This is a genomic window from Salinicola endophyticus (assembly GCF_040536835.1).
GTDB lineage: Bacteria > Pseudomonadota > Gammaproteobacteria > Pseudomonadales > Halomonadaceae > Salinicola > Salinicola endophyticus_A.
In genome coordinates this window covers 3,548,966-3,568,124 of sequence record NZ_CP159578.1, presented here as the reverse complement: position 1 = coordinate 3,568,124, position 19,159 = coordinate 3,548,966, and the positions used below count along the sequence as shown (strand labels likewise).

Below are 19,159 nucleotides of genomic sequence, written 5' to 3'. Positions count from 1 at the left end.
GCGCGCTGTCGGAGGTGGGCGTGGCGGTATGCTGAAACGGCTGTTCGAGGTACGTGACGGCGACGACGGGCTGCCCGGGCGCGAGCGCAAGCTGGCGCTGCTGGCGCTGGTCACCGGCACGCAGATGGCGGTGCTCGACAGCGGCATCGTCAATATCGCACTGCCGACCCTGGCCGACGAACTCGGGATCAGCGGCGCGGCATCGATCTGGATCGCCAACGTCTACCAGTTGGTCACCGCGGCGCTGCTGCTCACCTTTGCCGCGCTGAGCCGGGTCATTGGCCGGCATCGGCTCTATATCGGCGGTCTGGCGGTGTTCACCCTGGCCTCGCTGGCCTGCGCGCTGTCGCGCTCGTTCGAGCTGCTGCTGGTGTCGCGCATGCTGCAGGGGATCGGCGCGGCGGCGATGCTGAGCATCGGCCCGTCGCTCTACCGTGTCATCTTTCCCACCCGCCTGCTGGGCTCGGCGATCGGCCTCAGTGCGCTCACCGTGGCCTTCGGGATCGCCGCCGGGCCGTCGATCGGTGGCCTGATCCTTCATCTGGCGAGCTGGCCTTGGCTGTTCGCGATCAATGTCCCGGTGGGGCTGCTGGCGCTGTTTCTGGCGACCCGTTCGCTGCCGCGTGAGCCGGCCCGGCGAGCGCACTTCGATGTCTGGGGGGCGCTGCTGTCGATCGTGATGTTGAGCGGCAGCGTCTTCGCCCTGGATCAGTTCGGCCATGGCGACGGCGGGGCGATGGCGCTGGTCACCCTGGCCCTGGCACTGGCCTGCCTGGTGGGCTTCGTCTATCGTCAGCGCCATGTCGACAGCCCGCTGGTGCCGCTGGCGCTGTTCCAGGAGCCGCGCTTCTCGTTCGCCGCGGTCACCTCGATGTTCGCCTTTCTGGCCCAGGGCATCGCCTTCGTCGGGTTGCCGTTCCTCTACCAGACGGTGATGGGCGTCTCGCCGATCGCCTCGGCGCTACTGTTCACGCCCTGGCCGCTGGTGATCATGGTGATCGGGCCGGTGGCCGGGCGACTCGCCGACAAGGCCAACCCGGCGCTGATCAGCTCGCTGGGACTCGGGTTGTTCCTGCTCGGCATGCTCGCGCTGACCGGGCTCGATGCCGACTCCAGCTATGTCGATGTGATCTGGCGCACGGCGCTGTGTGGCGTCGGCTACGGCCTGTTCCAGGCCCCCAACAATCGCGAGATGATCGGCAGTGTGCCGCTGGCGCTGAGCGCCAACGCCTCCGGCGTGCTCGCCTCGGTGCGCACTTTCGGGCAGTCACTGGGCACCGCCCTGGTGGGTCTGATCCTGGGGCTGTCGTTCGGCTCGCTGACGCTGTCGCTGTGGCTGGGCTGCGTTTCGGTGGTGGTGGCGCTGGCGCTGAGCCTCTACCGGGTGCCGCTGGCGGCCCGCGAGCGCCGCGGCTGAGGCGGCTCCCGGTGCCGTCGCCGCGACGGCCGCCAGACGTTACAATGATCCGACTGGCACAGGAGGTGTTGCATGAGTGTTCAAACCCGCATCGAAGAGAAGTTGGCCGCGCTCGAGCCGCAGTATCTGACGGTCGAGAACGAGAGCCACATGCACCATGTGCCGCCCGACTCGGAAACCCACTTCAAGGTGACCCTGGTCTCCGAGCGCTTCGCCGGGCTGATGCCGGTCAAGCGCCACCAGTTGATCTACTCGGTGCTGGCCGATGAGCTGGCCGGCCCGGTGCACGCCCTGGCGCTGCACCTCTATACGCCGCAGCAGTGGGCAGCGCGTGGCGGCAGCCGTCCCGACTCGCCCAACTGCCGCGGGGGAGGCGGGCGGTGATCGCCGACCCCCAAAGGCTGCAGTACCTCGAGGCGATGGGCATTCCGGCCTGGGTCTCGCGCTACCGCTTGATCAATGCCCGGCCCACCGCACAGTCCGAGTGGGAAATGCCAGCGGCAGCGGAGAAACCCGCGCCGGGACAGCGTCTCCATGCGCTGCTGGAAACGCCCCCGGCCCAGCCCGAGCCCGTGGCGCGAACGCCCGCCGAGGTGGCCCCCGAGTCCGCCGGCCAGGGCGAGAGCAGCGCCCCGGTGGCGCGTGCCCGGGCCCTGCTGGGCGAGGATCGGGCGCCCGCCGAGGCATCTGCCCCTGTCTTCGATAAACCCGTCGATACGCCAGCCGAGCCCCCGGCACCGGTGGCGGCGGACGGCGAGCGGGCCGCACCGCTGCGCTTCTCGCTGACGCTGGCGGTGCTCGATCAGCGCTGGTGGCTGCTGTTGCCCGGCGCGCGCGAAGGGCTGTCGGCGCCGGCCCAGGCGCTGCTCAAGCAGATGCTCGCGGCGGCCGGGCTGCCCGGCGACTGGCGGGCGCTGTCGAGCCTCGACTGGCCGCTGATGGAGACGCCGGTGGACGACCCTGTCGGTGAGGCCCGCGACGGCCTGGCGGTGTTCTGTGAGGGTCAGGCGATGCGCAACGGCCTGGCCATCGAGGGGGCCATCGTGATCCCCGGTGATGACGCCGCGGCGCTGTTCGCGGACGACGACACGCCGCTCGAGGTCGACTGCCACCGCTGGCCGCATCCGGCCACCCTGCTCGGCGACCCGGGGGCCAAGCGTGCCTGCTGGCCGCAGCTGCATGCCACCGGCGAGGCGTGGCGGCAGGCGGCCGCCGGCGCTGCCTGAGCCGAGCCGCGCGCATGACTGTCATTCCCTCTCTACCGAAATCGCCGCGTCTGTTGGGCACGGAGGATCTGGTCCCCTGGGCCCGCTTCGAAGTGCTCGCCAATGACGATGCCTGGTCGACCACGCTGCTCGGCGGCGCACTGAGCGACGACACCCTGGAAGTGTGGGGCGTGTTCGATGCCGCTGAACTGCGCGCGGTAGCGGTGGTGGCCTATCTGCCGTTCGATGCCGAGCTGCAGTCGATCAGCGTGCATCCGGACGCGCGCCGGCGCGGTCTCGCCGCGGCGCTGTTGACGTGGCTGCTGGCGCGGACGGCGCAGCGCGGGGCAGAACGCATGCTGCTGGAGGTGCGGGCGTCGAACCAGGCTGCGCAGCGGCTCTACCACAAGCTGGGCTTTGCCGAGGATGGCCGGCGGCGGGGCTACTATCGCTGTGACGACGGCGGCAGTGAAGAGGCGGTACTGATGTCGCGGGCGCTGCACTCGGGCGGTCCCGCCGAGTAGGCGGCGACACCGACGGCCGGGGATGTCGTCGGTGTCGCGAGACGGGCGGAGCAGGCCGGGCTGAGCGGGACGCCCTGGCGCGCTTTCAGGCGCTGGCGTCGCTTTGCGTCTCGTCGAGCGCGCGCAGCTTGTCGAGCAGACCGCCCAGGCGGCGTTCCCACTCGTCGCGCTCCTGGCGCAGCTGGGCGTTCTCGGCCTTCAGCTCTTCGTTTTCCATCTTCAGCATCTCGATGCTGTCGACCGCGTTCTGAATCTTCTGCTCGAGCTGGGCGAAGATCTCTCCGTTCATGACGCTCTCCTTGGGGTTGACGACGGTTGCAGGCGCCGCAGGCGTAACGCGCCAGCGTGCGGGTAATAAGGTGGCGAATGACGCCCGCCACTGCCGATGATTCGGCTGGCCGCCAGCCTACGTGGCGTGGCCGACGGCGACAAGCGTCTCGATGTGGAGACGGCGGCGTCAGGCGGCTGGCGGGGTGCGGCGGAACAGCCGGGCGTGGCTGTCGCCGGCGCGCAGCTCGCGGTGCAACTGCCACCCGGGCGGCGCCTGCCAGGCCAGCTCGTGCTCGGTCTCGACGTAGATCCAGGCGTGCGGCGCAAGCCAGCCACCCTGCTCCAGCCGTTCGCAGGTGGCCGTCGCCAGCCCCTGACGGAACGGTGGGTCGAGGAACACCAGCCCGAAGGGCTGCGCCGCGCCGGCCAGGTAGGCGGCGACATCGCTGCGATGGACCGTGGCCTGCACCCCCAGGGTATCCAGGTTGCGCGTCAGCGCGGCGGCTACCGGAGCCGCCGCTTCGACGAAGTGCACCTCGCCGGCGCCGCGGGAGAGCGCCTCCAGCCCCAGCGCGCCGGTACCCGCGAACAGGTCCAGCACTCGCGTGCCCGCGAGTTCGAAGGCGAGCCAGTTGAACAGCGTCTCGCGCACCCGGTCCGGGGTCGGACGCAGGCCGGGGTTGTCGAGTATCGGCAGCCGGCGACGGCGGAACTCACCGCCGATAAGGCGCAGTTCGCCGCGCCCACCGTGGGAGGCACGCTGGCCGCGACGGCCGCTGTCGGCGGCAGGGGAGGTGGCACGCCCGCCGGGCGCGCCACGCTGGGATCGACGTCGATTCATGGCGCGCAATTGTACCCCCGCCACCCTCGCGGTGATAGGATTGGCGCTCGATATCGACCTTTTCCGAGAGCGTGTCGACGCCCGCCGACCCGGCGGCGTCGCCACGGCCATCAGCAGCGAAGTCATCCATGTTCGGACTATTCAAGAGCCGCAAGAAACAGCAGCAGGAGCAGGAAGCCGCCCGCCGGGAAGCGGAGGCGGCCGAAGCGCGTGCCGCTGAGGAAGCCCAAGCCGCCGAGGCGCCGGCAGAGAGCGCTGCGGTGCAGCCGGAGCCCCCCGAGCCTGAGACGCCTGCCGTGGATGAGGCGGTGCAGGCCGCCGACCCCGAGCGTGGCGCTGCGGTCGACTACGCTCCCGCGCCGGTCGAGACCAGCGCCGCTCGCGCGGCGCTGGATGCTCCGCTGGCCGAAGAGGCCGCGGTCTCCGCCCTCGACGAGACCCCGGCTGCGCCGAGCCGTGAGACGGCGCTGGCCCACGACGCCGCGGCGCCGGCCGCAGACGAAACCGCATCACCTGCTGCTTCGGCGGCCGAAGCGGCGCCCGCGGAGGTGGTTGCCGACGAGCCTGTAGCGACTGAGCCTGTAACGACCGGCCCTGTCAGAACCGAGAGAGACGCGGTCGATGACGTAGCGGCGGCGCAGGCCCCCCCGGCCCCGCGCGAAAAGCCCAAGGGCGGCTGGCTGGCGCGGGTGCGCGCCGGACTCGGGCGTACCCGCGCCAACCTGACCGATGGCATCGCCGATCTGCTGCTGGGCAAGAAGCAGATCGACGATGACCTGATGGAGGATCTCGAGACCCAGCTGCTGCTGGCGGATGTGGGCATCGAAGCGACCAGCGAGATCATCGCGCGGCTGACCGAACGCGTCTCGCGCAAGGAGCTGGCCGACGCCGACGCGCTCTACCGCGCGCTGCAGGAGGAGCTGGCGGCGCTGCTCGAGCCGGTGACCCAGCCGCTGACGCTGCCGCCCAAGGGCGAAGGGCCCTTCGTGATCCTGATGGTCGGCGTCAATGGGGTGGGCAAGACCACTACCATCGGCAAGCTGACCCAGCGTTTCCAGAACGAGGGCCGCAGCGTGATGCTGGCGGCCGGCGACACCTTCCGCGCCGCGGCGGTGGAGCAGCTCAAGGTATGGGGCGAGCGCAACCAGGTGCCGGTGATCGCCCAGCACACCGGCGCCGACAGCGCCTCGGTGATCTACGATGCGGTGGCGGCGGCACGTGCGCGCAAGGTCGACGTGCTGATCGCCGACACTGCCGGGCGGCTGCACAACAAGGGCCACCTGATGGAGGAGCTCAAGAAGGTGCAGCGGGTGATGGCCAAGCTCGACGCCTCGGCGCCCCACGAGGTGATGCTGGTGCTCGACGCCGGCACCGGCCAGAACGCTATCTCCCAGGCCACCACCTTCGACGAGGCGATTCCGGTCACCGGGATCACCCTGACCAAGCTCGATGGCACCGCCAAGGGTGGCATCATCTTCGCCCTGGCCAAGAAGATGGGCACGCCGATCCGCTTCATCGGGGTCGGCGAGACGCTCGACGACCTGCGTCCGTTCGACGCCGATACCTTCGTCAAGGCGCTGTTCGACCGCGACGGTGACGCCGCTTCATGATCGCCTTCGAGCATGTCGGCAAGCGCTACGGCGGGCGCTTCGAGGCGCTCGCCGATATCAACTTTCGGGTCGAGCGCGGCGAGATGCTGTTTCTCACCGGCCACTCCGGCGCCGGCAAGAGCTCGCTGCTGCGGCTGATCATGCGTCTCGAGCGCCCCTCCCGCGGGCGCGTGCTGGTTGCCGGGCACGACCTCGACCGCCTGCACCTCAGCCAGGTGCCCTACTATCGGCGCCAGATCGGGGTGGTGTTCCAGGATCACCAGTTGCTGTTCGACCGCGATATCTTCGCCAATGTGGCGCTGCCACTGACGATTCAAGGGATCGAGCCCCACGAGGCGGCGCGCCGGGTGCGCGCGGCGCTCGACAAGGTCGGCCTGCTGCATCGCGAGCGCGCGCTGCCGATCGAGCTCTCCACCGGTGAGCAGCAGCGCGTCGGCATCGCTCGCGCGGTGGTCAACAAGCCGGCACTGCTGCTTGCCGACGAGCCCACCGGCAACCTCGATCCCCAGCTCTCGGCCGACATCATGCGGCTGTTCGAGGACTTCAATCGCATCGGCACCACGGTGCTGATCGCCAGCCACGATCTGGCTCTGATCGCGCGTCTGCGCCATCGCGTGCTCAAGCTGCGCGAGGGGCGCCTGGTGCGTGACGGGGAGGCGGCATGAGTGAACGTCACCCGGCGCCGCGCGGCGCCCAGCGCGCGCGGCCGGGGCCGGCGGGGGGCGGGCGCGCCTGGCTGCGCCACCACCGCGCCATGCTCGGCGACAGCGCTCTGCGCCTGGTGCGGCGCCCGCTGGCTACACTGCTGACGATGCTGGCGATCGCCATCGCGCTGATCCTGCCCGCCGGGCTGTGGCTGGTGCTGGACAGCGCTCAGCTGCTCGATGCCCAGCTCGAAGAGAGCGCCACGCTGACCGTCTACTTCGATCACGATATCGACGAGAGTCGCGCGCTGGCGCTCTCCGAGACGCTGGGTGCCGAGCCCGGGGTGGCCGGAACACGGCTGGTGACCGCCGCCGAGGGGCTGGACGAGTTCCAGCGTGCCCTGGGGGTGGACGACGCGCTCAGCCAGCTCGAGCGCAACCCGCTGCCGGCCAGCGTGGTGGTGACGCCGGATGACCCGAGCCCGGCCGCGGTGCAGGCATTGAGCCAGCGTCTTGGCCAACTGCCGGGGGTGGACGAAGTGCGCCTCGATCTGGCCTGGCTCGACCGTCTGCAGCAGCTGGCGGCGCTGGGCCAGCGGGTGGCGCTGGCGCTGGGGTTGCTGTTCGGGCTCGGCGTTCTGCTGGTGGTGGGCAATACCATCCGCCTGGCGGTGGAGAGTCGGCGTCAGGAGATCGAGGTGGTGACCCTGATCGGTGCCACCCACGCCTTCGTCCGGCGGCCGTTCCTCTACAGCGGGGCCTGGTACGGGCTCGGCGGTGGGCTGCTGGCGCTGGGCATTCTAGCCCTGGGCGGCAACTGGCTGGCCGCGCCGGTGAACGCGCTGGCCCAGAGCTACGGTGCGCACTTCGCGCTACCGACTTTAGGCGTGTCCAACTCGGTTTTTCTGCTGCTCTTTAGTACACTATTGGGCTGGTTGGGCGCGTGGCTCGCCGTCGGTCGTCATCTGGCCGAGACCAAGCCGCGCTAGGGAAGTGCTGAATAAGCCGCCGATCGAGACGGCACGCGACGTCTGCGTCATCTTCACGCCAGCCTGGCATGGCAGTGGCGGCTGGCACGGTCATCGCCCCCCCTCGGGGCGGTCATAGTCTCGAGGCATGACGTCGATAGCCGCTCGAACACCGGGTCGCGCTGGCCCAACGATTGAACTTTTGTCTACACTCGGGGTCATAAAGGCATCCCTAGAGCATAGACAGGCCTAACAACCTGCGGCGGTGCGATGCGACGCCTGAGCGATACCACGTTCGGCACCGCGGGCACCGCCTAGCATGGAGACACGGCATATGAGCACCAGTCTTCAAACCATCGGCAACCTTTCGCCGGGCCACGACCTCAACGGCTATATCCAGGCGGTCAACGGCATCGCCGTGCTGACGGCCGAAGAGGAGCACGCTCTGGCGGTGCGCCTGCACGAAGAGGACGACCTGGAGTCGGCGCGCCGGCTGATCATGTCGCACCTGCGTTTCGTGGTGCACATCGCGCGCAGCTACTCGGGCTACGGTCTGCCCCAGGCCGACCTGATCCAGGAAGGCAACGTCGGCCTGATGAAGGCGGTCAAGCGCTTCGACCCCTACCAGGGCGTGCGTCTGGTCTCCTTCGCGGTGCACTGGATCAAGGCCGAGATTCATGAATACGTGCTGCGCAACTGGCGTATCGTCAAGATCGCCACCACCAAGGCCCAGCGCAAGCTGTTCTTCAACCTGCGCAGCGCCAAGAAGCGCCTGGCGTGGTTGAACAACGACGAAGTCGATGCCATCGCCAAGGATCTCGACGTCAAGCCCAAGGTGGTCCGCGAGATGGAAGGGCGGCTCTCGGCCTACGACGCCGGCTTCGATGCCAGCCCCGGCGAGGACGACGAGCAGAGCTATCAGGCGCCGGCCCAGTATCTCGAGGACAGCAGCTTCGACCCGGCGGCGCAGCTCGAGGCCGACGACTGGGAGGCGGACTACACCCGCCGACTGCGTGATGCGCTGGCGCTGCTCGATGACCGCTCGCGGGACATTCTGCAGCGGCGCTGGCTCTCCGAGGAGAAGTCGACGCTGCACGAGCTCGCCGATGTCTACGGTGTCTCCGCGGAGCGTATCCGTCAGCTGGAGAAGAACGCCATGAAGAAGATCAAGCAGCAGCTGGGCGACGCCCTCGCTGCCTGATCGAGGATCAGCACACTCGCAGCACGAAAGCCCGGCATGCTCAGCATGTCGGGCTTTTTGCGTTACAGGGCCTGAGTCAGGATCGCCGGCTCAGACGCTGGTGGTCGGTTGCCCTACCAGCAGCTGCGCGCCGAGCAGAGTCCACTGATCCTCCCAGTGAGCGCTCGGCAGATGGCGGAAGTCGCTGCGCACGTACTGACTGATGCGACCCTCGACGAAGGCGGCGAGCAGGTTGGCGCTGGCCGAGACGGCGACCCGCGGGCGCAGCCCCTCGCGCAGTTCGGCTTCGCGCAGGATCTGCTTGAACTGGGTCTCCAGGCGCTCGAACAGCTGCGACATCCGCGTGCGCAGCCTGGCCGTCTCGCCGGTGAGCACGTCGCCATCCATGAGCCGGCTGAGCCCGGGGTTCTTCTCGGCGAACATCAGCACCAGCTGCACGATCGTCTCGCAGCGGCCGAGGGCATCCGGGGTCTCCTCGAGAATCCGCCGAATGCGTTCGAACAGGCTGGTCTCGATGAACTCGATCAGCCCCTCGAACATGCGCGCCTTGCTGGGGAAGTGGCGATAGAGCGCCGCTTCGCTGACGCCGACCTGACGCGCCAGGGCGGCGGTGGTGATCCGTTTGCCGCTGTCCTCTTCCAGCATCAGTGCGAGTGCCTGGAGGATCTGTTCGCGGCGGGAGAGCGTTGAAGTTGCCTGCGTCATGAGCGTTCTTGTCGGTGGTGGTGTCTTGGCTCCTGCCTGGAGTGGCTCCGCCGCACGTGTCCGGGGCGATGACGACCCGGGCGATGCACGGCGGAGCGGGCCGTCCTGGCCCGCGTCGAAAGTGCGCTAGCGCGCGACGATCTGAGTACCGACGCCGGCGTCGGTGAAGATCTCCAGCAGGGTGGAGTGGACCACCCGGCCATCGACGATCACCGCACTGCCTACGCCGCCCTTGACCGCCTCCAGGGCGCAGCGGATCTTGGGCAGCATGCCGCCGTAGATGGTGCCGTCAGCGATCAGCGCGTCGACCTGCTCGGTGGAGAGCCCGGTCATGACGTTGCCGTCGGCGTCCTGCAGGCCGGCGACGTTGGTCAGCAGCATCAGCTTCTCCGCCTTCAGCGCCTCGGCCACCTTGCCCGCCACCAGGTCGGCATTGATGTTGTAACTGTGGCCCTCGGCGTCGACCCCGATCGGGGCGATCACCGGAATGTAGTCGGCCTTCGACAGCATCTCGATCAGATCGGTGGAGACGTGTTCGACCTCGCCCACGTGGCCGATGTCGATGATCTCCGAGGCGGTCATCTCCGGGGTGCGCCGCTCCACCTTGAGCTGGCGCGCGCGGATCTGGGCGCTGTCCTTGCCGGTCAGGCCGATCGCCTTGCCGCCGCACTGGTTGATCTGGTTGACGATGCTCTTGTTGACCAGACCGCCGAGCACCATCTCGACCACGTCCATGGTCTCGGCATCGGTGACGCGCATGCCGTCGACGAAGCGCGACTCGATGTTGAGCCGCGCCAGCAGCTGGCCGATCTGCGGGCCGCCGCCGTGCACCACCACCGGATTGATGCCGACTTCCTTCATCAGCACCATGTCGCGGGCGAAGGAGTCGATCAGCGTGTCCTCGGTCATGGCATTGCCGCCATACTTGACCACGATCGTCTTGCCCGAGTAGCGCTGGATGTAAGGCAGCGCCTCGGAAAGGATCTCGACCACGTGGCGCGGGTCGCGTGGGCTAACGCTCATGAGTCGTCACTGCTCCCAGGTTGGAATGAATGTCCCTTGTGCATGTGTCTGTCGACGCCCGACGTGCTCAGAAGGGCAGCGTCGCGTCGGGCACCTCGGCCTCGAGGGCGCGGCGGAAATATCCCTGAATGCGTTCGAGCGCGGCCTGATCCCGACCTTCGAAGCGCAGCACCAGCATCGGCGTGGTGTTGGAGGCGCGGCACAGCCCCCAGCCGTCGGGATAGTCGACGCGAATGCCGTCCAGCGAGGTCCTGACCCCGTCGGCGCCGAAATCGCCATTCTCCGCCAGGCGCGCAACGATGGCGAACTTGGTCTCGTCGCTGACCGCGACGTTGAGCTCCGGTGTGCTCGGATCCTGCGGGTAGTCGGCGAAGAAGGCGTCGGCACTGCGCGGCTGATTCGCCAGGATCTCGAGCAGCCGGGCGGCGGCGTAGATGCCGTCGTCGAAACCGTACCAGCGCTCTTTGATGAAGATGTGTCCGCTCATCTCGCCGCCGAGCTGGGCCCCGGTCTCGCGCATGCGTGCCTTGATCAGCGAGTGGCCGGTGTACCACATTTCCGGCTCGCCCCCGGCGCGCTCGATGCGCTGGGCCAGATGGCCGGTGCACTTGATGTCGAAGACCACCTTGGCGCCCGGGTTGCGTTCGAGCATGTCCTCGGCGAAGGCCATCAGCAGGCGGTCGGGATAAATGATCTCCCCCGACGGCGTGACCACGCCCAGGCGGTCGCCGTCGCCGTCGAACGCCAGCCCGATGTCGGCTTCGTGGGCGGCTACCGCGGCGATCAGATCGGTTAGATTCTCGGGCTTGCCGGGGTCCGGATGGTGGTTGGGAAAGTCGCCGTCGATCTCGGCGTAGAGCGGTACGCTTTCCGCCCCCAGCGCCGCGATCAGCCTGGGGCCGAGCTCGCCGGCGACGCCGTTGCCGCAGTCCACCACCGCCTTGAGCGGCCGCGCCAGGCGCACGTCGCCGAGGATGCGGTCGAGATAGCGTTGACCCAGGTCGCGGCGTTCCAGGCGGCCCTCACCGTGGCTCAGGTCATTCTGGCGCAGACGCGTGTGCAGCGCGGTGATCGCCTCGTTGGAGAGCGCCACGCCATCGAGCACGATCTTCAGGCCGTTGTAATCGGGCGGGTTGTGACTACCGGTGACCATGACGCCGCTAGCGCTCTCGGTCAGGGTAGCGGTGGCAAAGTAGAGCACCGGGGTCGGCACCCGGCCGATGTCGATCACATCGCGGCCGGCGGCGCGCAGGCCACGGATCAGCGCCGCCGCCAGCGTGGGGCCGGAGTGGCGGCCGTCGCGGGCGACGATCACGCACTGCTGGCCGCGGGCCGCGGCCTCGCTGCCGATGGCGCGGCCGATCCATTCGACCCCGTCTTCGGTGAGGGTCTCGCCGACGACGCCGCGGATGTCGTAGGCGCGAAAGATCGAGGCGGGCACCGAGTTGGCGGGTGTCTGCGGGGCTTGGCTCATGGGGTCTCCTCGGCGGGGCCGCTCCAGCGATCGAACGCCAGCGTTAGCGTGGTCTGGCCGTCGGTCAGCAGCCACTGACCCTCCATGCACGTGGCGTCCACGCTCATGCTGCGTGCGACCCAGCCGGTCAGCGTCTCCAGCGGCGCCGCCGGCACGCTCATCACGCGCACCCGGGGCAGGGCGCGAATGTCGTCGCCGAGCTTCTTCCACCACTGCTCGGCGCTGCGCGGTGAGTAGGGGTAGACGATGACCGTCTCGGCGCGCGACAGCCCTTGCTTGATGCGCTTGAGTGACGGCTCGCCCAGCTCGATCCAGGCCAGAATGCGCCCGTCCGCGGCGGTGAGCCACAGATCCGGTTCGTCGTCGCTGCTCAGGCCCCGGGTCATGCGCAGTTCGCCCGGCGCCTCATGGGTCGGCGCGTTGAGCGTGTGGGCGTTGTCGATGAACGCGAGCAGCCGCACCATCAGGCGGGTGGCGGTCTCGGAGGGGTGGCACGCCACGGTCAGAGCGTGGGTGGCGTAGTAGTGGTGGTCCAGGTCGCTCACATTGAGCCGGGCCTTGTAGATGGTTGCGCCTAGCGCCACGCGACTCTCCTTGGAAAACACTGCATAAATGCCTGCGCGAGCGAATCGCTTCACCTTTGTCGTGTCACGGTGGTCGCCTCAAGGCTGTCACCGCGAGCGCTGCTCACTGCCGGCCGGAGTGGCCGAAACCGCCGGCGGCACGCTCGGTGGCGACGAAGTCTTCGACGATCTCGAGTTCGGCCTGCACGACCGGAACCAGCACGTACTGGGCCAGGCGCTCGCCGGGCTCCAGCGTGAAGGTGTCGCGACCGCGGTTCCAGACCGAGATCATCAGCTCGCCCTGGTAGTCGGAGTCGATCAGGCCGACCAGATTGCCCAGCACGATGCCGTGCTTGTGGCCCAGCCCGGAACGCGGCAGCACCACGCCGGCGAGCTGGGGATTGCCGATATGGATCGCCAGGCCGGTACGCACCAGCGCGCTGTCGCCGGGGGCCAGCGTCAACGGGGCGTCGAGCAGGGCGCGCAGGTCCATGCCGGCACTGCCCTCGGTGGCGTAGTGGGGCAGCGGATAGTCGTGCACGCGCGGGTCGAGAATCTTGACCGCGAGCTTGGGCGCGGGCGAGGCGGGGCTGGTCATGATGAAACCTGATTCCTGCAAAAACGTGATGAATAGAGTATCGCTACCGCCGCGGCGGGCGGCAGCGAATCTGGCACTAGCTTACCATCGCTTGGTGGTCGGCGAACGCCGCCGTGCAGGGCGGCGTCCATTGATGCGTGTGTGCCGGCACGGAGGGACGTCAGGGCAGGCGTGGCACCAGATGGTCGAGAATCGCCGTGGCCAGCGCCGTCTTGGGCTGGGGCGGCAGCGCCTGGCGATGCAGCTCATCCGCTTCCCGCCACAGCAGGGTGGCGGCGTTGTCGTCGCTGCCGAAGCCCAGCCCCGCCTGGGAGACATCGTTGGCCACGATCAGATCGAGACGCTTGCGTGCGAGCTTGTCGCCGGCATGGGTCTCCAGCGCCTGGGTCTCGGCGGCGAAGCCGACGCAGAAGGGGCGCTCGGCACGTGCCGCCACCGTGGCCACGATATCCGGGTTGCGCACCAGTTCGAGCGTCATGCCGCTGGTGTCGTCGCTCTTCTTCAGCTTGTGCTCGGCGACGCTGGCGGCGCGGTAGTCGGCCACTGCGGCGCAGCCGATGAACAGCTCGCAGGGCAGTGCGGCCTCCACCGCCGCAAGCATCTCACACGCCGAGAGCACGTCGACGCGCGCCACGCCGGGCGGTGTCGCCAGCGCCACCGGGCCGCTCACCAGGGTCACCTCGGCGCCACGCGCGGCGCAGGCGGCGGCCAGGGCATAGCCCATCTTGCCGGAGCTGTGGTTGGAGAGGTAGCGCACCGGATCGAGCGCCTCGCGGGTCGGTCCGGCGGTGATCACCACCCGGCGCCCGGCGAGATCTTGCGTCGAGCGGGCGGCCGCGGGGTCGAGCATCTGCTGTAACCGGGTGAAGATCGTCTCCGGTTCGAGCATGCGCCCGAGGCCGACGTCGCCGCAGGCCTGATCGCCGGCATCCGGCCCCAGCAGGGTCCAGCCGAGGGCCTCGAGACGCTCGGCATTGGCCAGAGTCGCCGGGTGGCGCCACATCGCCTGGTTCATCGCCGGGGCCATCAGGCAGCGCGCCTCGCTGGCCAGGCACAGTGTGGTCAGCAGATCGTCGGCGTGGCCATGGGCCAGGCGCGCCATCAGATCGGCGGTGGTCGGGGCGATCAGGATCACGTCCGCCCACTTGGCCAACTCGATATGCCCCATGCCGGCTTCGGCCTCGGGATCGAGCAGTGAGGTGCGCACCGGCTCGCCGGTGAGCGCTTGCAGCGTCAGTGGAGTGATGAAAGCCTGGGCGCCGTCGGTCATCACCACGCGCACCTCGGCCCCGCTCTTCTTGAGCAGACGCGCGAGATGGGCGCTCTTGTAAGCGGCGATGCCGGCGCTGATGCCGAGCAGGATGCGGGGGCCGGCGAGTCCCGGCCCGAGGGGTAGCGACATGGGATGCGTGTCCTGAATCATTGGCGCTACCTTACCACCGCAGGGCGCCGGGGCGGAACGCGCGCTCCCGCCCCGGCAGGCTCGGCGCCCTACTGGGCCGGCGCCTCGATCACCCCTTCACCGGCGATCTCGCCCTGCTGGAGCCACTCGATGCGATCGTCGCCCGCGGCACGCACGCCGTAGCACTCGACGCTGTCGCTGCCGTAGTCGAAGCACATGCGGTCATCGACGATCCTGGCCTGGCCGGTGTAGCCGTCGCCCTGAATCTTGCCGTCGGTGGCATAGGTCTCGTCGTAGGACTGGCCGTTTGCCATGGCGCCGTGAACGCGATGCCCCCACACCCGCTGCTGGATCTCGTCGCCGCTGAGTACCCGCTCGCTCTCCGGCTGTGCCTGCGCGGCACCGGTCTCGGCGGCGAAAACGCTGGAGACACCGCCGCCGACGGTAGCGGCGAGGATGGCAGCGATGGCCAGGGTAGCCAGGCGCTGGCTGGAGGCGAACACGAGGGATCGTTGCATGGTGGTACTCCCGAAGAGACGAGGGTGTGACTTCACCATAGCTCAGTCGGCGTCCCTCGCCATGCATGGACGCCAACCGCACCGCTTCCACCGCTTCCTTAGCGCACCGCGGGGCCGAAGGCGAAATCGACCGGCACCGGACTATCGATCAGATGGATCGGGCCTTCGAGCTGGCCGTCATCTGCGCCGATGCGGAACACCGCGATGGTGTCCGAGTTCTGATTGCCCACGTAGAGCCAGCGACCGGACGGTTCGATGTTCATGCCCCGGGGGATCTGCCCCCGGCTCTGGACCCAGCCCGTGGACTCCAGACGCCCCGAGTTCGCGTCGACCGCGAACATGGCGATGCTGTCCATCCCGCGGTTGGTGGCATAGATCCAGCGGCCGCTGGGATGAACCCGGATTTCGGCGGTGGTGTTCGTCCCTGTCGGCACTTCGCCCGGGTTGTCGGGATTGAAGGCGGGACGGGTGAAGGGAGTGTTCTGGGGCAGGGTGGAGATCGACTGGCGCCAGATGAAGGCGCCCCGGCCGGGCTCGAAGTCGAACACGTCGATGGTCGAAGAGAGCTCGTTGATAACGTATGCCCGGCGCCCATCGGGATGGAATGCCAAGTGGCGACAGCCGCTGCCGGAGGGCACGTTGGCCCGCGGCACCGGGCCGGGTGTCAGTTTCCCCGTCGCCGGGTCGAGTTCCCACGCCAGCAACGTATCGCCGCCCAGATCCACCCCGAAGACGTGCTGGGCGCCGGGGTTGGCGAGCATCATGTGCGCGTGCGGCCCCTCCTGGCGTACCGGGTCGGGCCCGCCGCCATTGCCCGGCGCCTGGAACAGGTCACTCATCGGCTCGATTCGGCCATCCTCGCCCAGCGGGAAGACGACGAAGGTGCCGGTGCCGTAGTTGGCCGCGAGCAGGTGCCCGCCCGAGGGGTGAACGGCGCAGTGACAGGGCCAGGTACCGCGGGTCGAGCGGGCGTTGATCAGCGTCAGCTTGCCGGTGTCGGGGTCGATAGCGTAGGCGCTGACCCGACCCAGCGGCTTGCCGGAGTCGTCTGCGCCGAGTTCGTTGACGCAGTAGAGATGGCGCTGTGACGGCGCCACGGCAAGAAACGAGGGATTGTCGGCGGTGACCGTCTGGACGTGGCTCAGATCGCCGGTAGCGTGGTTCAGTTGGTAGACGTAGAGGCCCTCGGCGCGGCTCGGGGCGACACCACCCGGAGCCGTGTTCGGTGCTGAATAGGTGCCGACATACACATAGCGTGGCGCTGCCGGTGCGTTCGGCTCGGCCTGCGATGCGGTGTTCTGGGCGAAGACGCCCGGCGCGCTGACCGCCCAGGCCGTGCCGGCGCCCACCGCTTGCAGAAAAGTGCGTCGGGAGAGGCCAGTGGTGACTGAGGAAACACTCGAGGGCCGTTGTTGTTGCTCTTTGACTGTCATCTCGATGACTCCAGGGTCTGGCGGTCGGGCGCTGTCGGCGTCGGCCGCAGGTTGGGTAGCGCTCGCCTCGGTCTGATGCAGAGGCAGCCGCTACGGGATCCAGTGCTGTACCGCTGCCTCCACTCCGCGCAGTTCGGCGAGCCCCTTGAGGCGGCCGATCAAGGGGTAGCCGGGGCGGGTGTCGCGCTCGAGGTCGTCGAGCAGGTGGTGGCCGTGATCGGGGCGCAGCGGCAGGCGTGCACCGCCGTCACGCTGGCGCCTTCGCTCTTCACGCACCAGCGCGGCGATCACCCCGACCATGTCGACGTCCCCTGTCAGATGGCCGGCTTCGTGGAAGCTCGATCCGTCCGTCTCGCGGCGGGTCGCGCGCAGGTGCGCGAAATGGATACGCGGGGCGAAGCGCTCGGCCATCGCCACCAGATCGTTGTCGGCGCGCACGCCGTAGGAACCGGTGCAGAAGGTGAGGCCGTTGGCCGGACTGGGCACGCTGTCGAGCACGTAGGCGGCATCGTCGGCGGTGGAGACCACTCGGGGTAGGCCCAGCAGCGGACGCGGCGGGTCGTCGGGGTGGATCGCCAGGCGTACCCCGGCTTCCTCTGCCGCGGGCACCACGGCGCGCAGGAACGCGGCCAGATTGGCGCGCAGACGCTCGGCATCGACATCGCGGTAGGCGGCCAGGGCCTGGCGCAGCTCGGCCAGGCCGTAGTGGGCATCGCTCCCCGGCAGCCCGGCGATGATGGTCTCGATCAGCCGCTGGCGGGCATCGTCGTCGAGCCGTTCGACGTGGGCGCGGGCGGCGTCGCGCTCGGCGGCGGTATAGTCGGCCGCGGCGCCGGGGCGTTCGAGCAGGTAGAGGTCGAAGGCGGCGAAGGCGGCCTGTTCGAAACGCAGCGCGGTACCGCCCTCGGGCAGCGGCCAGGCGAGATCGGTGCGGGTCCAGTCGAGCACTGGCATGAAGTTGTAGCAGACCGTGTCGATGCCGCAGGCGCCGAGGTTGGCAAGCGTTCGACGATAGTTGTCGAGATAGTGTTCGGCTGCTGGCAGCCCCAGCTTGATCGCCTCGTGGACCGGTACGCTCTCGACCACCGACCAGCTCAGCCCCGCCGCCTCGATCTGCTGCTGGCGTTCACGGATGGCCGCGCGTGGCCAGGTCTCACCGATGGGGATTTCGTGCAGAGCGGTGACGATGCCGGTCGCCCCGGCCTGACGAATCTCGTCGAGGCCGATGGGGTCACTGGGGCCGAACCAGCGCCAGGTGTGTTGCATGATCAAGCCTCCTGATCAGAAGCGTCGTGTATCGAGGCGGCAATGGCCGATGCCACGCCGTCGCGTTCCAGCCGCATCAGCGCGTCGAGGAGCTGCCGGGTGACGGGGCGAGCGTCGCGCAGCGCCGCGGGGAAGACCTCATCGAGTGCGAGGAAGGCGTCGATCAGCGCCGCGGGGTCGTCGCCGTGGCGACGGTGGAGCGCGGCGAAGGTCTCCGCCAGCGGGTCGTCCACCGCATGCGGCTGACCTTGGAGGTCGGTGCCGGCGGTGTAGCGAATCCAGGCTGCGATGCCGAGCGCGGTGGCGCGCAGATCCGTAGCGTCGTTCGCCGTCAGGCGGTCGACGGCGCCGGCCAGCCAGCGCTGGGGCAGCTTCTGCGAGCCATCCATGGCGATCTGCTGTAGCCGATGATGCAGGCTGTCGTTGGCGAAGCGCACCAGTAGCCGCTCGGTGTAGGCCGCGACATCGCTGCCCGCCGGCAGCTCGAGCGTGGGTGCCGCCTCGCGCTGCCAGTAGTGCCGCAGCAGCCCGCGGAGCACCGGGTTCGCGACAGCGGCATCGACCGTCTCGATGCCGGCCAGCGCACCCAGATAGGCGAGCAGCGAATGGGCGCCGTTGAGCAGACGCAGCTTCATGGTCTCGAAGGGGGTGACATCGGCGACCATCTCGACGCCTTCGGCCTCCCAGTCCGGCCGGCCCAGCGGGAAGTCATCCTCGACCACCCACTGGCTGAAGGTCTCGCAGACTACCGCTGCCGGATCGTCGACACCCAGCGCGACCAGGCGTGCCCGATCGGCCGCGCCCATGGCCGGTACGATGCGATCGACCATGCTCGAGGGGAAGGCGACCTGGGCCTCGATCCAGTCGGCCAGCGCGGTGTCCTGTTGGCGCGCCAGTGCCACCACCGCATGCCGTGTGCGCTGGCCGTTGGCCGGCATGTTGTCGCAGCAGAGCACCGTGAAGGGCGGGGTGCCGGCAGCGCGGCGCCGGGTCAGCGCCGCCACCAGCAGGCCGGGTGCGGTGTGGGGTGTCGTCGGATTGGCGATGTCGTGGGCGATCGGCTCGGCCCGGGTGAGCAGCTCGCCGCTCGCCGGATTGAGAAAATAGCCCTTTTCGGTGACCGTCAGCGTAACGATGCGCACGGCGGGATCACTCATCCGCGCCAGCAGCGCTTCGCGATCCGGCCCGTCGGGGCCGGCGTAGAGCGCCTCACGCATGACCCCGATCTCACGCAGGTCGAGGTGCTCGCTGTCGCGGTATTCAGCCACGTGGTAGCGCAGGTCGTTGGCGCGCAGCTGCTCGACCAGGGTGCGGTTGGCGCGGATGTTGGCACTGCAGACGCCCCAGGCTTCGTCGCCGCTGCGCGCCAGATACCGCTGCAGATAGACCGCCTGGTGGGCGCGGTGGAAGGCGCCCAGGCCCAGATGGACGATACCGATCTGGCGTGGCACGCGCGTGGCCGGATGACGTTCGACATGGATCTCGCTGGATGACATC

Annotated in this window: 20 protein-coding genes; 8 read left to right on the top strand and 12 right to left on the bottom strand. The window is 69.0% G+C overall.

From position 1 onward, the window contains the following. The first annotated feature begins 28 nt into the window (after window positions 1-28). The 4 genes from ABV408_RS16170 (at window position 29) to ABV408_RS16155 (ending at window position 3,146) form a co-directional block, all read left to right on the top strand. The gene (locus ABV408_RS16170; RefSeq protein WP_353979913.1) at window positions 29-1,417 is read left to right on the top strand and encodes an MFS transporter; all 1,389 of its coding nucleotides are present in this window, start codon (window positions 29-31) and stop codon (window positions 1,415-1,417) included. A gap of 72 nt (window positions 1,418-1,489) precedes the next feature. After that, the gene (locus ABV408_RS16165; RefSeq protein WP_353979912.1) at window positions 1,490-1,801 is read left to right on the top strand and encodes a BolA/IbaG family iron-sulfur metabolism protein; all 312 of its coding nucleotides are present in this window, start codon (window positions 1,490-1,492) and stop codon (window positions 1,799-1,801) included. Next, a complete protein-coding gene (locus tag ABV408_RS16160; RefSeq protein WP_353979911.1) occupies window positions 1,798-2,643 on the top strand; it encodes a hypothetical protein in 846 nt (281 codons plus the stop codon). The genes ABV408_RS16165 and ABV408_RS16160 overlap by 4 nt, the downstream gene beginning before the upstream one ends. 14 nt (window positions 2,644-2,657) lie before the next feature. Next, window positions 2,658-3,146, top strand: coding sequence for a GNAT family N-acetyltransferase (locus ABV408_RS16155; protein ID WP_353979910.1), 489 nt, complete (start codon window positions 2,658-2,660; stop codon window positions 3,144-3,146). A gap of 85 nt (window positions 3,147-3,231) precedes the next feature. Here ABV408_RS16155 and ABV408_RS16150 read toward each other — a convergent pair whose 3' ends face one another. Both ABV408_RS16150 and rsmD read right to left on the bottom strand, forming a co-directional pair. Further along, a complete protein-coding gene (locus ABV408_RS16150; RefSeq protein ID WP_353979909.1) occupies window positions 3,232-3,435 on the bottom strand; it encodes a cell division protein ZapB in 204 nt (67 codons plus the stop codon). 168 nt (window positions 3,436-3,603) lie between these two features. After that, window positions 3,604-4,257, bottom strand: coding sequence for a 16S rRNA (guanine(966)-N(2))-methyltransferase RsmD (rsmD, locus tag ABV408_RS16145; RefSeq protein ID WP_353979908.1), 654 nt, complete (start codon window positions 4,255-4,257; stop codon window positions 3,604-3,606). Window positions 4,258-4,385: 128 nt separating this feature from the next. On the opposite strand from rsmD, the gene ftsY reads away from it, so the two are divergent. From ftsY to rpoH, 4 genes are all read left to right on the top strand, one after another. Continuing rightward, window positions 4,386-5,867: a signal recognition particle-docking protein FtsY gene (gene ftsY / locus ABV408_RS16140; protein WP_353979907.1), complete on the top strand. Its 1,482-nt coding sequence runs from the start codon at window positions 4,386-4,388 to the stop codon at window positions 5,865-5,867. Continuing rightward, a complete protein-coding gene (gene ftsE, locus ABV408_RS16135) occupies window positions 5,864-6,532 on the top strand; it encodes a cell division ATP-binding protein FtsE (RefSeq protein WP_106419408.1) in 669 nt (222 codons plus the stop codon). Before ftsY ends, ftsE begins: the two co-directional genes overlap by 4 nt. Next, window positions 6,529-7,500: a permease-like cell division protein FtsX gene (gene ftsX / locus ABV408_RS16130; RefSeq protein ID WP_353979905.1), complete on the top strand. Its 972-nt coding sequence runs from the start codon at window positions 6,529-6,531 to the stop codon at window positions 7,498-7,500. The genes ftsE and ftsX overlap by 4 nt, the downstream gene beginning before the upstream one ends. 313 nt (window positions 7,501-7,813) lie before the next feature. Continuing rightward, on the top strand, window positions 7,814-8,680 hold the full coding sequence (gene rpoH, locus ABV408_RS16125; protein ID WP_106419410.1) for an RNA polymerase sigma factor RpoH: 867 nt from the start codon (window positions 7,814-7,816) through the stop codon (window positions 8,678-8,680). A 90-nt stretch (window positions 8,681-8,770) separates the two neighbouring features. On the opposite strand, the gene slmA is transcribed toward rpoH, so the two are convergent. The 10 genes from slmA to ABV408_RS16075 all read right to left on the bottom strand — a co-directional run bounded on the left by slmA (window position 8,771) and on the right by ABV408_RS16075 (window position 19,158). Then, window positions 8,771-9,385 carry a nucleoid occlusion factor SlmA gene (gene slmA / locus ABV408_RS16120; RefSeq protein ID WP_353979904.1) on the bottom strand — a complete coding sequence of 205 codons (615 nt, stop codon included), beginning with the start codon at window positions 9,383-9,385 and terminating at the stop codon, window positions 8,771-8,773. Between the two features lie 126 nt (window positions 9,386-9,511). Continuing rightward, window positions 9,512-10,408 carry an acetylglutamate kinase gene (gene argB / locus ABV408_RS16115; protein ID WP_285950513.1) on the bottom strand — a complete coding sequence of 299 codons (897 nt, stop codon included), beginning with the start codon at window positions 10,406-10,408 and terminating at the stop codon, window positions 9,512-9,514. A gap of 67 nt (window positions 10,409-10,475) precedes the next feature. Then, complete coding sequence (locus ABV408_RS16110; RefSeq protein ID WP_353979902.1) at window positions 10,476-11,882, bottom strand: phosphomannomutase/phosphoglucomutase; 1,407 nt, start codon at window positions 11,880-11,882, stop codon at window positions 10,476-10,478. Then, window positions 11,879-12,466, bottom strand: coding sequence for a YaeQ family protein (locus ABV408_RS16105; protein WP_353979901.1), 588 nt, complete (start codon window positions 12,464-12,466; stop codon window positions 11,879-11,881). The genes ABV408_RS16110 and ABV408_RS16105 overlap by 4 nt, the downstream gene beginning before the upstream one ends. Window positions 12,467-12,569: 103 nt before the next feature. Continuing rightward, entirely contained in the window at window positions 12,570-13,043 is a 474-nt protein-coding gene (gene dut, locus ABV408_RS16100; protein ID WP_207033255.1) for a dUTP diphosphatase, read from the bottom strand. A 160-nt stretch (window positions 13,044-13,203) separates the two neighbouring features. Further along, on the bottom strand, window positions 13,204-14,445 hold the full coding sequence (gene coaBC, locus ABV408_RS16095) for a bifunctional phosphopantothenoylcysteine decarboxylase/phosphopantothenate--cysteine ligase CoaBC (RefSeq protein WP_353979900.1): 1,242 nt from the start codon (window positions 14,443-14,445) through the stop codon (window positions 13,204-13,206). A gap of 89 nt (window positions 14,446-14,534) precedes the next feature. Then, window positions 14,535-14,963: a hypothetical protein gene (locus ABV408_RS16090; protein WP_353979899.1), complete on the bottom strand. Its 429-nt coding sequence runs from the start codon at window positions 14,961-14,963 to the stop codon at window positions 14,535-14,537. Between the two features lie 98 nt (window positions 14,964-15,061). After that, window positions 15,062-16,396: a lactonase family protein gene (locus ABV408_RS16085; RefSeq protein ID WP_353979897.1), complete on the bottom strand. Its 1,335-nt coding sequence runs from the start codon at window positions 16,394-16,396 to the stop codon at window positions 15,062-15,064. 90 nt (window positions 16,397-16,486) lie between these two features. Further along, entirely contained in the window at window positions 16,487-17,662 is a 1,176-nt protein-coding gene (gene uxuA, locus ABV408_RS16080; RefSeq protein ID WP_353979896.1) for a mannonate dehydratase, read from the bottom strand. Between the two features lie 2 nt (window positions 17,663-17,664). After that, window positions 17,665-19,158 carry a mannitol dehydrogenase family protein gene (locus ABV408_RS16075; RefSeq protein WP_353979895.1) on the bottom strand — a complete coding sequence of 498 codons (1,494 nt, stop codon included), beginning with the start codon at window positions 19,156-19,158 and terminating at the stop codon, window positions 17,665-17,667. Window position 19,159: the final 1 nt, after the last annotated feature.